The following is a 14,180-nucleotide window of genomic DNA, read 5'->3' on the forward strand; positions in this document are numbered from 1 at the left end:
AATGAAAGTGATTTTATTGCAGGATGTAAAAAATGTAGGAAAGAAAGACGATATTGTGGAAGTTAACGACGGATACGCAAGAAATGTGCTCCTGCGCAAGGGACTCGGTGTGGAAGCGAGCAAAAAAGCGGTCAATGATCTGAAGCTTAAAAAGGCCAATGAAGACAGGGTGGCAAAAGAGAAGCTTTTAGAGGCGAAGAAGTTTGCAGAAGAGCTCAGGGAGAAGGAAGTCATCCTGAAGATGAAAGTGGGAGAGGGCGGCAGAACTTTTGGTGCCGTATCCACGAAGGAGATTGCGGAGGCCGCCAAAAAACAGCTGGGTTATGATCTGGATAAAAAGAAGATGCACACAGAGCCGATCAAAACACTCGGGGTACACAATATCGAGGTGAAAGTGCACCCGAAAGTGACTGCCACATTAAAGGTAAAAGTACAAGAGGATAAATAAAGACAATGGATGAGGCATTTATCAAGAAAATACAACCCAACAGCATGGAGGCGGAGCAGTCTGTCATAGGTGCTATGATCATGGACAGGGATGCCATCGCTGATGTTTCCGATATTGTCACCAAAGAGGATTTTTATCAGAAGCAGAACGGGATTCTGTTTGAATCGATGACAGAACTGTACAAGGAGGGGAAACCTGTAGATCTGGTTACTCTCCAGAATAAGCTGAAAGAAAAAGATGTGCCGGAATCCATGAAAAGCCTGGAGTTTATAAGGGATCTTCTGGAGGCGGTTCCCACGTCTGCCAACGCCAAGCAGTATGCCCAGATCGTGAAGGAGAAGTCCACCCTGCGGAAGCTGATCAGGGTGACGGAGGAGATCACGAAGGACTGTTATCTCGGAAAGGAAGAGGTTCCGCAGATCCTGGAAAAGACGGAAAAAGACGTGTTCGGACTTTTGCAGGAAGCCAGCGGCCGTGAGGATTTTGTCTCTATTGACCAGGTTGTGTTAAATACGCTGGAGAGCATAGAGGAGGCAGCGGCATCCGATGGAAGGATCACCGGGGTTGCCACAGGGTTTGATGACCTTGACTTTAAGCTGACCGGCCTTCACCCGTCGGAGCTTATCATGGTGGCTGCAAGACCTGCCATGGGTAAGACTGCATTTGTCTTAAACATCGCCCAGCATGCTGCGGTTAGGAAACAGGTTCCCACAGCGATCTTCAGCCTGGAAATGTCCAAGGAACAGCTGGTGACCCGTATGATCTCCATGGAGGCCATGGTGGACTCTCAGGCGATCCGTACCGGAGAGCTTCAGGAGACTGAGTGGGAGAAGATCATGGAAAGTGCCGGGACCATCGGGCGTTCTCCTCTGATCATCGACGATACCCCGGGTATTACTGTGGCGGAATTAAGGTCCAAATGCCGCCGTTATAAGCAGACCTACGGGCTGGGCCTGATCATCATCGACTATTTGCAGCTGATGTCCGGAGGGAAAAAGTCTGAGTCAAGACAGCAGGAGATCTCCGAGATCTCCCGTTCCCTAAAGGCGCTGGCCAGGGAGATGGATGCACCGGTCATCGCCCTTTCGCAGCTGAGCCGTATGGTGGAGCAGAGGAAACCGCCGAAGCCTGTCCTTTCCGACTTGAGGGAATCCGGTTCCATCGAGCAGGATGCCGATGTCGTTATGTTTATCTACAGGGATGACTATTACAACGAAGACTCTGAAAAGAAGGGTCTTGCGGAGATCATCGTGGCAAAACAGAGAAATGGTTCCACAGGAAGTGTGGAACTTGTCTGGTTAGGACAGTATACGAAGTTTGGAAATAAAGAGAGAGTCAGGATGTAGCCTGCAGATTATGATAGAAACCGTCGTCTTTTAGAGGGCGGTTTTTCTTGTCCCGCAAAGAGCCCCCACCTTATAATAAATAAGAAGAAAGGAAGGGACTTATGAAGGAAAAAAGACGAATGATTTCTGAAGCAGCCAAAGAATTGGGGTTAGAAACCTATACTTTAAGGGCCTGGGAGGAAGAGCTGAAGCTTAACATTCCGCGGAATGACAAGGGCTACCGTTACTATGGGGAAAAAGAATTACATACATTTATGAAGATCCGTGATATGAGGGATGAGGGTATGAGCATGGATGAAATCAAGGAGGCTCTGCCAAAGAATGTCATTCCCTTTCCCGCAGGCGGGAGCAGTGTGGGTCCGCAGGATAAAATGGAACAGTTCCAAAATGTTATGGTTAAGATTATGGGACGGGCCTTAAACGAACAGAAAAATCAGCTGAGCCGGGAAATCGGCGATCAGGTTACCAGACAGGTGGCAAAGGAAATGGATTATCAGTTCCGTCAGAAGGAGGAATCGGAAGAAAAGAGATTCCAGAAGCTGGACGAGCTGATCCGTCTGCAGCAGCAGAGCAGAGAAGAGATTGCAGCTACAAAAGAGAGAGGATTCTTTTTTAAGAAGAAAAAAAGAAACCGCGATTAATAAAATTTTCTTAAACAAAAAAGAGATGCCGTTCGGCATCTCTTTTTATGTATCGATTATTCCTGGCTGATAGCGCCGGTTGGACATCCGTCTGCGCAAGCTCCGCAGTCTAAGCATGTATCTGCATCGATTACGTACTGTCCGTCCCCTTCGCTGATAGCTCCTGCCGGGCAAGTACCTTCACAAGCTCCGCAAGAGATACAAGCGTCTGAAATTACATATGCCATATCTATATTCCTCCTTTAAAAAGTTGTGTATGAAATGGCGGGTGACCCGCCTTCCAGGTACTTTTCATTTTAATATACTTAATATACAATATCAAGGGAATTCCGGTGAATTATTGTATTTTTAATTATAATGTATTATACTAAATAAGATTCTTCTTCAGGGATTTATGAAGAAGAACGGCGACTGTTAAGAATGGAGGTATTATAAATGAATACAATCACAAAGGACATGGTGATCGGTGACCTGCTTGCCATCGATGAAAACTTCGCGGCTATTTTAATGGCATCCGGCATGCACTGTGTGGGCTGCCCGTCTTCACAGGGAGAGACACTGGAAGAAGCTGCTTTTGTGCACGGAATGAATGTAAATGAACTTCTCGGCAGACTGAATGAATATATGGAGACAAAACAGGCCTGACACCCTGTCACCGTAAGATTTAGAGGACAACCCTCAGATGAGATTCTGGGGATTGTCTTCTTTTTTTGCACGGATTTATATTGTTCAGTGCGTTGCGCAATCGGATTGCGCATGCTTGTGATGAGCAATTCAATGAGCAACTTTGGGACCCAATTCAGATTGTTTTAGTGGGTATTACAGGGTTACAATTTAAGAGTACTAAGAACGAAATGAAAATAAAAAGAAAAGGAGTGATAATGTTTGAAACGCGACATGATTTACAAAGACCTGATCCAGCTGGATATGGAAGCGGCAGACACCGATGACTTTTTTGACAAGATGGCCGCAAAACTTGAAGAACTTGGTTTTGTAAAGAGCTCATTCGTGGATGCGATCAAGACAAGGGAGAAAAACTTCCCGACGGCATTGGCAGTAGAGCCGTATCCGGTGGCGATCCCTCATGCAGATCCGGAACACATCTTAAAGCCATTCATTGCGCCGGTCAGATTAAAAGAACCGGTCAAGTGGTGTGAAATGGCAGCAAACGATGTGGAACATGATGTGAAGTTTGTCTTTATGCTTGGTTTTAAGCGTTCTGATGAGCATGTGGAACTGCTTCAGATCCTTGTGGCAAACTTCCAGGATGAGTCCCTGATGAAACGCCTTATGGATGCAAAAACCGAAGAAGAGTATATGGAAGCAATTCTTTCCATGAAAGGACTCTAAACACTGAATGAAAGTAAATGAAATTAAGGGTTTATCTCAAGAAAGGAAATAAAAATTATGAAAAAGATCATTGTAGCATGCGGAAGCGGAGTAGCAACATCTCAGACAGTAGCAAGCAAGGTGAACCGTTTATTAAAAGAAAATAAGGTAGACGCTCAGGTGGAAGCGGTAGATTTAAAATCCGTAGACCGCTATATGGATTCCAGCGTGGCATATATCGCGATCACTAAGATTGACAAGGAGTATCCGATCCCGGTGATCAACGGAATCGCATTCTTAACCGGAGTAGGCCAGGATGCAGAACTGAAAAAGCTGATCGAGGCATGTAAATAAGAGGAGAAAAACTACAAAAGACACATCATAAGAGGATGAAAGGAGAGATTGTATGCAAGTATTGAGTTCAGTTGTCAATTATCTGTTAAGTTTGGGGGCCGCGATTTTTGTACCGATCATTATCATCATCGCGGGACTGATCGTTCGGATGAAAGTAAAAGATGCGGTTTCCGCAGGTATCACACTCGGTGTTGCGTTTACTGGAATGACCATGCTCATTTCCTTTATGACAGACACCATTAGCCCGGCAGCACAGGCTATGTTAAAGTCAACGGGTATTTCACTGCCGATCGTTGATGGAGGATGGACCACGATGTCAACTATCTCATGGTCCTGGCCGTACGCATTCTTAATGTTCCCGCTGCTGATTATCGTCAATGTCATTATGCTGGTAATCAATAAGACCAATACATTCAACGCCGATCTTTGGAACGTATGGGGAAAGATCTTTACGGCGGTTGCCGTTGTAGCAATTACAAAACCGCATTTCGGAGCGGCAGGTTCCGTTGCATGCGCATTTGTGGTAGCAGCAGTTCAGATCATATTTGAGCTGAAAGCCGCAGATATGCATCAGCACAGGATCGAAAAGCTTTCCGGTATCCCGGGAGTTACCTGTACTCACAAGATGACCTTTTTAGGCGCTGTGATGTATCCGATCGACTGTATTTTAAAGAAAGTACCTGCACTGAACAAACAGTTTGACGCTGCCGCATTGAAAGAAAAAGTCGGTATTTTTGCTGAGAACCATATCCTTGGATTTATTCTCGGTATCATCTTTGGTGTTCTCGCAAGATACAGCGTGGCAGACACTTTGACACTGGCCATCAAAGCCGCAACTGCGCTGACCCTGTTCCCGGTTATCACAAAATACTTCATGCAGGCCCTGGCTCCGATTTCAGAGGCAGTCAGTGACTTCATGAACAAGAAATTCTCAGGAAGAACTCTTGTAGTAGGCCTTGACTGGCCATTCCTGGGAGGGTCCAATGAGATCTGGCTGGCAGTCATTTATTCTGTGCCGATCACACTGTTGTTCTCTATGTTCCTTCCGGGCAACGAAATCCTTCCGTTTGCGGGAATCATCAACATCGCCCTTGCTGTGCCGGCATTCCTTGTAACAGGAGGAAACCTGATCCGTATGATTATTCTGTGTACTATTTTCGCACCGGTCTTCTTATGGGTTGGTACTGCATTCGCGCCGTTTATGACAGATCTTGCACGTACTACCGGAGCCGTATCTCTGAAAGCGGGAGAAATGATCTCCAACAGTTCCATCGACGGACCGATCCAGACCTATGCCTTCTCACATGTGTTTAAAATACTGGACGGAGATTTTATTCCGCTGGTAATCCTGATCGTTTGGGTCGTATGCTTCGTAATGTATTACAGAAGCCTTGTCAAAGAGGCAAAACAGGAAACAAACAACTAATTTGAAGGACATAGAAGAGGAGATAGAAATATGCAGAGGTTTGTGAATGATCCGGATTACGTCGTAGAAGATATGCTGAAGGGGTTTTTAAAGGCTCACGGGGATCTTATCGTCAAGTCTGAGGCCAACGACCGTGTCGTAAAATACATAAATACGCCGGTAGAAGGGAAAGTCGGTCTGGTGACAGGCGGCGGAAGCGGACATGAACCTGCTTTTCTTGGCTATGTCGGAAAGAATATGGTGGATGCTGTGGCAGTCGGCGAAGTTTTTTCTTCGCCGTCAGCCCAGGCATTCTACGATGCATTTATGGAAGCAGATGCAGGGAAAGGTGTCGCCTGCCTGTTTGGCAACTATGCCGGAGATAACATGAATGTAAAAATGGCTGTCCGAAAAGCGAAAAAAGCCGGTGTCACTGTAAAGTATGTAACCGCAAACGATGATGTGGCTTCATCTCCGAAAGAAACGAAGGAAAAACGCCATGGGATCGCAGGCGGCGTTTTTATGTGGAAGATCGGGGGAGCCAGGGCAGCAAAAGGCGGAGACCTGGATGAGGTCATTGCATCTGCCCAAAAAGCAGTGGACAATACAAGAAGTATCTGTGTAGGATTAAGTCCATGTGCCATACCCGCAGTTGGTCATCCTAATTTCCATATTGAAGAAGGAAGCATGGAGGTGGGGATCGGACACCACGGGGAGCCGGGCATCAATGTGCAGGACCTGGAGCCTGCCGCAAAGATTGCGCAGAACATGGCTGAGACAGTAGTAAACGACTTGGAACTCGGAGAAGGGGAAGAGGCGGCGGTGCTGCTTTCCGGTCTCGGGGCGACACCGGTCATGGAACTGTATGTACTGTACGATGAAATTGAAAGATACCTGAGAGAAAAGGGAATTTCCGTTTATAAGACTTTTGTCGGGGACTATGTGACTTCCCTTGATATGAACGGAGCTGCGCTGACGGTTATGCGCCTGGATGAGGAATTAAAGGAACTGCTGGATTACGAGGCAAAATCACCGGGTATTGAGGTTACCAGATAGCAGCAGAACGATGAAAGAGGGATTCTAGTGTATTTAGACGAAAGAGGCTATTTAGTATTAAAAACAATTGTAAATAATCCGTCTATAACTGGAAAGGAAGTGGAGCAGTCATTAGATTTGTCCAGGAAGCAGGTCAGCTATACGATGGATAAGATCAACCAGTACCTGGCGGATAACGGACTGCCCAAGATAGAAAGACTGCGCACCGGGAAATTTGTGATACCGGTTCCTGTGCTGGAACAGTACCAGACCGAGGATATCGGGATCAAAGACAGTACCTATGTGTACTCTGATAAAGAACGGGGAGCTTTGATCTTCCTGATCCTTCTGTGCGCAAGGGAAGAGTTATCAATTTACCATTTTACATCAAAGCTGGATATCAGCAAGAATACATTCTTGATCGACGTAAAGAAACTGGAGGAAAGGCTGGCGCCGTACGGCCTTGGAATCCATTACAGCAGGCAGGACGGATACCATCTGGCGGGAAGTGAATTCTGCAAACGGGAGGCCATGATCCCGATTGTTCGGCAGATTTTAAATATGCCGAACGGGCAGGAAGCCATTCTGGAGATTTCCCAGGTCGATCCGGAACTCATGGAGCAGGTGCGGGGGCAGATCAGTGAGATTGAGAATAAGTTAAAGATCCGTTTTACCGATGAAAGGCTGAGGGAACTTCCTTATATTCTCTGTCTGGTGCTGATCCGCATCAAGAAAGGGAGAATCCTGGAAGATCTTCCTGAATCCTTTCAGCATATTGCCGGGACAAAAGAGTATTCTGTCATGGTGGAATTTGCAAAAGAGCACGATGTGGCATGGCAGACAGAAAAGATTTTTTTTGCAGCGCAGATTCAGATTTCCAACTATCACAGGTTCCAGTCGGATAATCTGAGAAGTGAAGTGGAGATCATGGAGGCGGCCAGGCAGGTCATCGACAATTTTGAAAAGATTATATGCGTCAACATCAAGGAGCGGGATATCCTTCTGGAAGCTCTGTTTCAGCATGTGAAGCCGGCGTTTTACAGGGTCAAATACCACTATCATATCGAGCAGAGTATTGTAGACATGGTACTCCCCAGATACAGTTCCCTGCACGCCATGGTAAAGCGATCCATGAAACCTCTGGAGGAACTGGCTGGAAGTGAATTTCCTGATGAAGAGCTGGTTTATATTACAGCACTCTTCGGGGCATGGCTTCAGAGAGAAGGAATCCTGGACATAGAAAATCAGAAAAAAAGAGCTGTAATTGTCTGTGCCAATGGGGTGTCGGTTTCCAACTTCTTATTTTTTACACTGCGGGAGCTGTTTCCGGAGATCGAGTTCCTCACATGCCTTTCTATGAGAGATTTTACCGAATACAAAGAAGAATTTGAATTAGTCTTTACTATGGTCCGTCTGGAGACGGATAAACTTCAGTTTCTTGTAAAACCATTTCTCGATGAAGCTTCCAAGCATAAGTTCAGAGAAAAGGTATTGAGTGAGATTAATGGTATTATGCCTCACGAAGTCGATGTGACAGAAATTGTAAGGGCTGTGGAACAGCACGCAGTCATTAAGGACCGGGACGCGCTGGTCAGAGAGATCAACAGAGTTTTAAACCCTGTAAATGTTCAGGGAACTGCAGAAAGAACGGCGGAGATGAAAGAACAGCCTATGCTGGCAGATGTACTTACAAAGGAAACGGTCCAAATATCAGAGGAGCCCATGGAATGGGAAGATGCCGTAAGGGCAGCATCGGCGCCGCTGCTTGCACGGGGAGATATCGAACAGCGCTATGTGGAGCGGATGGTCCAGATCATCCGGGAAGACAAGCCATATATTATGATCGCAGACGGAGTCATCATCGCCCATGCGGGAGTGGAGGACGGAGCCGGACGGATCTGTATTTCATTGTTAAAGCTTCCGGAAAGAATTGACATCAACGGGTATTTAAACGCGGACATTGTCATAGTTCTTGGGACTCCGGATGCCACCAATCATTTAGGAGTATTATTTCAGCTGAATGAGATCCTGGAGGACCCTTCTGCATTGAAGAAGCTGAAGCAGGCAAAACAGCCGGAAGAGATCCTTACCATTGTTCAAAAAGAAAAGGAGAAATCATTATGTTAGAATCATTAAAAAAGGATGTAGTCCAGATTGCAAAAAGAGCACAGAAGGACGGATTATGCAAACATTTGTCCGGAAACTTCAGTGCCAGGGATAAAGAAACAGGCTATGTAGTCATTACACCGACTCAGGTGGACAGAGAGCTTTTAACGGCAAGAGATATGGTTGTCTTAGACTTGGATGCCAATGTCGTTGAGAATCTTTCCGGACTGCGTCCTACCAGCGAGTCCCTGATGCACTTACAGATCTATAAGACAAGACCGGATGTCAATGCGATAGCACATACACACTCAATGTATGCCACCACATTTGCAGTGCTGAAAAAACCGATTCCGGCTGTTGTATACGAAGTTGCAAACTTAGGAGTGAGCAAGTCAAGAATTCCGGTAGCTCCATACGGACGCCCGGGTTCCACGGACCTGTCTGACAGTGTTATTGAACCGGTTCAGGAAGCAGACTGTTTCCTTCTGCAGGGACACGGCGCTGTTGCAGTAGACGGCAGAGAAATTTACGATGCTTACCTGAAAGCTTCTTACATCGAAGAACTGGCTCAGTTATACTTCAACTGCCTTGCTGCCAATGGAGGACAGGAGCCGGATTACTTCCCGCCGGAGGAATTACAGAGCTGGGAATATCCTTCACAGATTAAATTCCCAAATAAATAAGGAGTGTGAGAGATGAAGAAGATTATCAACGAGCCGGACAATTATTTAAAAGAGATGCTCAGCGGCATCTATATCGCACATAAAGACATGGTGACCTGCACAGACGGCGATCTTCAGTGCCTTGTGTCTAAATACAAGAAAGAAGGAAAAGTAGGCATCGCTACAGGAGGCGGTTCCGGACATCTTCCTCTGTTTCTTGGCTATGTTGGAGAGGGCATGCTGGATGGCTGCTGCGTGGGTGATGTATTCCAGTCACCGAGTGCAGAACAGATGCTTGCCGTGACAAAAGAGATTGACAGCGGGGCAGGCGTGCTCTATATCTATGGAAATTACAACGGAGACATCTTTAACTTTGATATGGCGGCCGAGATGGCGGACATGGAAGAGGATATCCGCGTGGAGACCGTTCTCGGGGCCGATGATGTGGCTTCTGCCGGTCCTTCCGCACCGGGTGAGAAGAGCACCCGCCGGGGAGTGGCAGGTATTTTCTTTGTATTTAAATGCGCAGGGGCTGCCGCAGACAAGATGATGGATCTGGATAACGTGAAAAGAATCGCCGACAAGGCAAATGCCAATGTGCGGACTATGGGAGTCGCCCTGACCCCTTGTGTCGTGCCGAGAGTCGGAAAAGCCGGATTCTCCATTGGGGAAGATGAGATGGAGATCGGCATGGGCATCCACGGGGAGACTGGTATCAGACGTGGGAAAATTGAGCCGGCAGACCAGATCGTAGATGAGATGTTAGGTCAGATCGTTGCGGATCTTCCGTATGAGAGCGGCGATGAAGTGGCTGTCCTCGTCAACGGCCTTGGAGCCACCACTTTAGATGAACAGTATATTGTGACCCGTCACATTGACGAGGTGCTCTCAGAAAAAGGAATCAGTGTTCACAGATATTATGTGGGAGAGTATGCCACTGCACTGGAGATGGCAGGATTTTCAATCTCTCTGCTGAAGCTGGATGACGAGCTCAAAGAAATGTTGGATAGTGATGCGAAGACACCGTTCTTCCGCCAGTAAGTGAGGAGGCAGAATTAAGGATGGATAACAGTTATTTAATCAGGCTTTTGAAAGAGATCAGTGATATCATGTCAGAAAACAGGGATCATCTGATCGAGATGGACAGCATCGTGGGAGACGGTGACCTGGGACTGACCATGGGGGACGGATTTAAGGCCGCCTATGAGAAAGTCGCAGACGGTTCCATTACGGATGCCGGAAAGCTTTTATACCAGGCCGGAAAGGCCATGGCATCTGCGGTGCCGTCTACGATGGGCACACTGATGGCTTCGGGACTTATGCAGGCGGGCAAAGTCCTGAAGGGTACGGAAATGCTTGAGAATGCCGATGTGGCAAAGCTTTTTGAGGCCTATGAAGCAGGTGTTGCAAACCGCGGAAAAGCCAAAGTGGGAGAAAAGACGTTTATTGACGGTATCCACCCGGCGGTGGAAAGTCTGAATGCCGCTGCGGCATCGGGTGCTTCTCTGGAAGAGATGGCAGCCGGTGCAGTAAAGGCAGCAGAGGACGGTTTCAAGAATACGACCACCATGCTTGCGGTTCACGGACGCGCCGCAACCAGGGGAGAGGCTTCCAGAAGTCTTGAAGATCCGGGGGCATATGTGGCGGTGCTTATTATGAAGGCATTTGAGAAGAGTACAAAATAACTAGCATAAAATTACAATAAGAGAGCCAAAATTTCTATTTTATAATAAATTTTGGCTCTCTTATTTATAATGTAAATTAAACAATTTAATAAACAAATATTTGTAAATATGATTGAAATTGTATAATGATATTAACAGAGCCCACCACGCCTCTGATTTTTATGCGCAACCCGGTGGGACTTTTTTCATTTATAGAGTGTTTCATGTATTAGTATCCAAAACAAATATTAACGATAACGCAGCAAATACAATCGTACATTGATTCAGATATGGAGATTGTCTCTCAAGAGGATGCAGAAAAAGCATTAAAAATAATTGGTTATTATCGGCTGAGGGGATATTCGTTTCAATTATATAATAACTCTACCCAAAAATATATTTTGGGAACCAAATTTGAAGATATTCTGACATTATATCGTCTCGATCGAAAGCTTTCTGACCTGATATTCTCAATGATATCTAAAATAGAGGTTGCATTAAAAGCTCATTTAGTAGAAGCTTTACTAATTCATGGAGATGCATTGATTCTGAAGGATTCTTCAATTTTCAAAGAAAAGAAGATATATTAGAATAATATGTCGGCAATAGCTTATTATTTAAAAGAAACAGAAATATTATTAGTCTTCATACAATGAATTTTACAATGGATTGGAAAGAACATCTCAGTGTATGAATACATAAAATAAAGGACAGAACTAATCAAGTATATTATGCACAAATCGCTTAGGCTTCTGGCGGAGTGTTGTGATAAAAACCCCGCCATTTTATAGCCTGTTTTTTATTTTATAAGAAGTCGCTACAATTCACCTCTGGCTTCACGGTCGATCAATTCTTTCATAATCGAATCGTACTGTTTATCCAGTTTGTAGAACGAAAGCGTGATGACCGCTAATGCCGCAACAATGACCGGCCCTACTTTATAAATGTTGATGATCATGTTCAGTGCAGACCCTGGCTGTGTCACAGCACCGGCAGCAGAACTGATATATCCTGACAGAGAGAGGAGTCCTGTCATGGCGGCAGATGCCACACCTGCGCCGACTTTTGTGCCGATGGAGCCTCCTGCAAAGATCAGGCTTTCCTGACGGATATGTGTCTTCCACTGACCAAATTCCACCACATCGCCGATCATTCCGAAGACAACTGCATTTAATGGAGCGAGTCCGACAGCACGAGTCACACAGCTCATGACCATCCACGGAAAGCTGTAAGGATTCAGGAAGAACAGAAGCTGCCCGGCCAGTGCGATAAATGCTCCGGCAAATGCAACGTTTCTTTTTCCGAATTTTCCGATCAGAGGCGCACAGGCAAAGATGCAGGCTACCAAAGTAAGAGTTTCCGTCAGATACAATGTACTGTACATCCAGGTATCGTTGTGGAAAATGTATTTACAATAGTATGGAAGGATGGTCCCTGAGATACCAAAGGATACACTCTGAAGCATCCATAATACGAGAACTGCCCAGAAGTATTGATTTGTGACAAGGGCTTTCAGGCCCTTTTTCAGAGGGATACTTTTTACTTTATCTTTGGCCGCAATGACAACGGTCTCTTTGCATTTGAGGAAACAGTTGATGAGCAGGATCAATGCAAGAACCGCCCAGATAGACATTGTCTTAACCCATGCAGCCTGATTATCCCCGAAGATCTTTACTAACGGAAGAGTAAAGGTAACGGCTACGATACGTCCGATCGGTGACAATCCCATTCTAACGACACTCAGCATATCTCTCTCAGAAGAGACGCGTGTCATCATGGCAGAAAGGCTTCCATATGGAAGATTAATAGCTGTATAACAGACTGTGGTACAAAAATTATATGTAACAAACAGGTAGATTCCCTGAACGATTCCGGTTGTATGAGGCACAGTGAAAAGCAGTACGGCTGAAAGAGCATAAGGGATGCTCATCCATAAGATCCACGGCCTTGATTTTCCCCATTTTGAGTTGGTGTGCTCAACGATGACACCCATGATTAAGTCAGACACTCCGTCAAACAGCCGGGAAATCAGCATGACCAATCCGACAGTTGCCGGATTGATTCCAACATAATCAGTATAAAAAAGCGTAAGCAATGTACCGATCATTCCGAAGATTACATTACATGCCACGTCCCCGCCTGCGTAGGAGACCCGGGTTCCCCAGGTGAGTTTGTGGCCTTTGACATAGTTTTTATCCATTTTTCTTCTCCTTAATTTCATATGGCATGACAGCCTGCCCGCCGGGAAAACCGGCAGGCTGGTGTTTCTTTACACCGTGATTTCAGAAATTTTTACAGGGCGGTGTTCTTCCAGTGATTTCTTAGCTGCAAGCCCCATGAGTACCGGCTCAAGTCCGTCCATAACTCCCAGAGGTGTGTCTGTGTCTTTTTCAATGGCGTCGATAAAGCATTTAATTTCTTTTGCGTAAGCGGCCATATAGCGCTCCAGGAAGAAGTAAAGAGGTTTTTCTCCGGTTACACCGTCTGCATTGCTGATCACGGCTGAGGATACGGAATCATTTGCGGTAGCAACCATTCCTTTTGATCCGAATACTTCGGCTCTCTGATCGTATCCGTAAACAGCTTTTCTTGAGTTGTCGATGACTGCGAGCGCGCCGTTTTTCATTTTTAAAGTAATGACTGCAGTGTCCACATCCCCTGCCTCACCGATGGCCGGATCTACTAAGACGGCTGCTTCCACATATACCTCTTCGGCATCACATCCTGCCAGGAAGCGTACCATATCAAAGTCATGGATCGTCATGTCAAGGAACATTCCGCCGGAGACTTTTACATAATCAGCACTTGGCGGTTCAGGGTCTCTGGATGTCACTTTGATGATCTGTGTCTCACCGATCTTTCCGGCAGCCACGGCATCTCTTACTGCTTCAAAGTTGTGGTCGAACCGGCGGTTAAATCCTACCTGATACTTTACATTGCTTTTTTTCAGAGCGTCTACGACTTCCTGGATTTTCTTTACGTCATGATCGATCGGCTTTTCACAGAAGACATGTTTTCCTGCCTCGATGGCTTCCACTGATATTGTAGAATGTGTATCTGTGGAAGAACATATTAAAACAGCATCAATCTGAGGATCATTTAAGATATCTTTGTAATCTCTGGTTGTTTTTTCAACACCCATTTCTTTTGCCCATGCCGCTGTATCCTCTGTCATAAAAGGATCTGCAAG

The 14,180-nt window shown here is 45.9% G+C and carries 16 protein-coding genes; 13 read left to right on the plus strand and 3 right to left on the minus strand.

Annotated features, from left to right (window positions below):
• The first annotated feature begins 1 nt into the window (after nucleotide 1).
• From rplI to QVP35_RS13530, 3 genes are all read left to right on the plus strand, one after another.
• Entirely contained in the window at nucleotides 2-448 is a 447-nt protein-coding gene (rplI, locus tag QVP35_RS13520; protein WP_009289370.1) for a 50S ribosomal protein L9, read from the plus strand.
• Between the two features lie 5 nt (nucleotides 449-453).
• Nucleotides 454-1,794: a replicative DNA helicase gene (gene dnaB / locus QVP35_RS13525; RefSeq protein ID WP_006567630.1), complete on the plus strand. Its 1,341-nt coding sequence runs from the start codon at nucleotides 454-456 to the stop codon at nucleotides 1,792-1,794.
• A 101-nt stretch (nucleotides 1,795-1,895) separates the two neighbouring features.
• The gene (locus QVP35_RS13530) at nucleotides 1,896-2,435 is read left to right on the plus strand and encodes a MerR family transcriptional regulator (RefSeq protein ID WP_006567629.1); all 540 of its coding nucleotides are present in this window, start codon (nucleotides 1,896-1,898) and stop codon (nucleotides 2,433-2,435) included.
• Nucleotides 2,436-2,491: 56 nt separating this feature from the next.
• On the opposite strand, the gene QVP35_RS13535 is transcribed toward QVP35_RS13530, so the two are convergent.
• Nucleotides 2,492-2,662 (minus strand): DUF362 domain-containing protein, encoded by a 171-nt coding sequence (locus tag QVP35_RS13535; RefSeq protein ID WP_006567628.1) that lies wholly within the window; start codon nucleotides 2,660-2,662, stop codon nucleotides 2,492-2,494.
• Between the two features lie 208 nt (nucleotides 2,663-2,870).
• On the opposite strand from QVP35_RS13535, the gene QVP35_RS13540 reads away from it, so the two are divergent.
• The 10 genes from QVP35_RS13540 (at nucleotide 2,871) to QVP35_RS13585 (ending at nucleotide 11,580) form a co-directional block, all read left to right on the plus strand.
• A complete protein-coding gene (locus QVP35_RS13540; RefSeq protein ID WP_006567627.1) occupies nucleotides 2,871-3,080 on the plus strand; it encodes a DUF1858 domain-containing protein in 210 nt (69 codons plus the stop codon).
• Between the two features lie 240 nt (nucleotides 3,081-3,320).
• A complete protein-coding gene (locus tag QVP35_RS13545) occupies nucleotides 3,321-3,785 on the plus strand; it encodes a PTS sugar transporter subunit IIA (RefSeq protein WP_009289369.1) in 465 nt (154 codons plus the stop codon).
• Nucleotides 3,786-3,842: 57 nt separating this feature from the next.
• Nucleotides 3,843-4,118, plus strand: a complete 276-nt coding sequence (locus QVP35_RS13550) for a PTS sugar transporter subunit IIB (protein ID WP_006567625.1) — start codon at nucleotides 3,843-3,845, stop codon at nucleotides 4,116-4,118.
• Nucleotides 4,119-4,170: 52 nt separating this feature from the next.
• Nucleotides 4,171-5,544 (plus strand): PTS galactitol transporter subunit IIC, encoded by a 1,374-nt coding sequence (locus QVP35_RS13555; protein WP_009289368.1) that lies wholly within the window; start codon nucleotides 4,171-4,173, stop codon nucleotides 5,542-5,544.
• 30 nt (nucleotides 5,545-5,574) lie between these two features.
• Complete coding sequence (locus QVP35_RS13560) at nucleotides 5,575-6,579, plus strand: dihydroxyacetone kinase subunit DhaK (protein WP_009289367.1); 1,005 nt, start codon at nucleotides 5,575-5,577, stop codon at nucleotides 6,577-6,579.
• Between the two features lie 27 nt (nucleotides 6,580-6,606).
• Nucleotides 6,607-8,685, plus strand: coding sequence for a BglG family transcription antiterminator (locus QVP35_RS13565; protein WP_009289366.1), 2,079 nt, complete (start codon nucleotides 6,607-6,609; stop codon nucleotides 8,683-8,685).
• Nucleotides 8,679-9,347: a class II aldolase/adducin family protein gene (locus QVP35_RS13570; RefSeq protein WP_009289365.1), complete on the plus strand. Its 669-nt coding sequence runs from the start codon at nucleotides 8,679-8,681 to the stop codon at nucleotides 9,345-9,347. Before QVP35_RS13565 ends, QVP35_RS13570 begins: the two co-directional genes overlap by 7 nt.
• A gap of 12 nt (nucleotides 9,348-9,359) precedes the next feature.
• Complete coding sequence (locus QVP35_RS13575) at nucleotides 9,360-10,367, plus strand: dihydroxyacetone kinase subunit DhaK (RefSeq protein ID WP_009289364.1); 1,008 nt, start codon at nucleotides 9,360-9,362, stop codon at nucleotides 10,365-10,367.
• 20 nt (nucleotides 10,368-10,387) lie between these two features.
• Nucleotides 10,388-11,011, plus strand: a complete 624-nt coding sequence (locus QVP35_RS13580; RefSeq protein WP_009289363.1) for a dihydroxyacetone kinase family protein — start codon at nucleotides 10,388-10,390, stop codon at nucleotides 11,009-11,011.
• Between the two features lie 269 nt (nucleotides 11,012-11,280).
• Entirely contained in the window at nucleotides 11,281-11,580 is a 300-nt protein-coding gene (locus tag QVP35_RS13585; protein WP_009289362.1) for an Abi family protein, read from the plus strand.
• Nucleotides 11,581-11,807: 227 nt separating this feature from the next.
• Here the strand turns inward: QVP35_RS13585 and QVP35_RS13590 are convergent, their stop codons facing one another.
• Nucleotides 11,808-13,211 carry an MFS transporter gene (locus QVP35_RS13590; protein ID WP_009289361.1) on the minus strand — a complete coding sequence of 468 codons (1,404 nt, stop codon included), beginning with the start codon at nucleotides 13,209-13,211 and terminating at the stop codon, nucleotides 11,808-11,810.
• 48 nt (nucleotides 13,212-13,259) lie between these two features.
• Nucleotides 13,260-14,180 (minus strand): inositol 2-dehydrogenase (gene iolG / locus QVP35_RS13595; protein ID WP_288187930.1); only part of this gene is annotated, 921 nt, incomplete at its 5' end.

Source organism: Anaerostipes sp. CAG:276, from assembly GCF_000432215.1.
GTDB lineage: Bacteria > Bacillota > Clostridia > Lachnospirales > Lachnospiraceae > Anaerostipes > Anaerostipes caccae.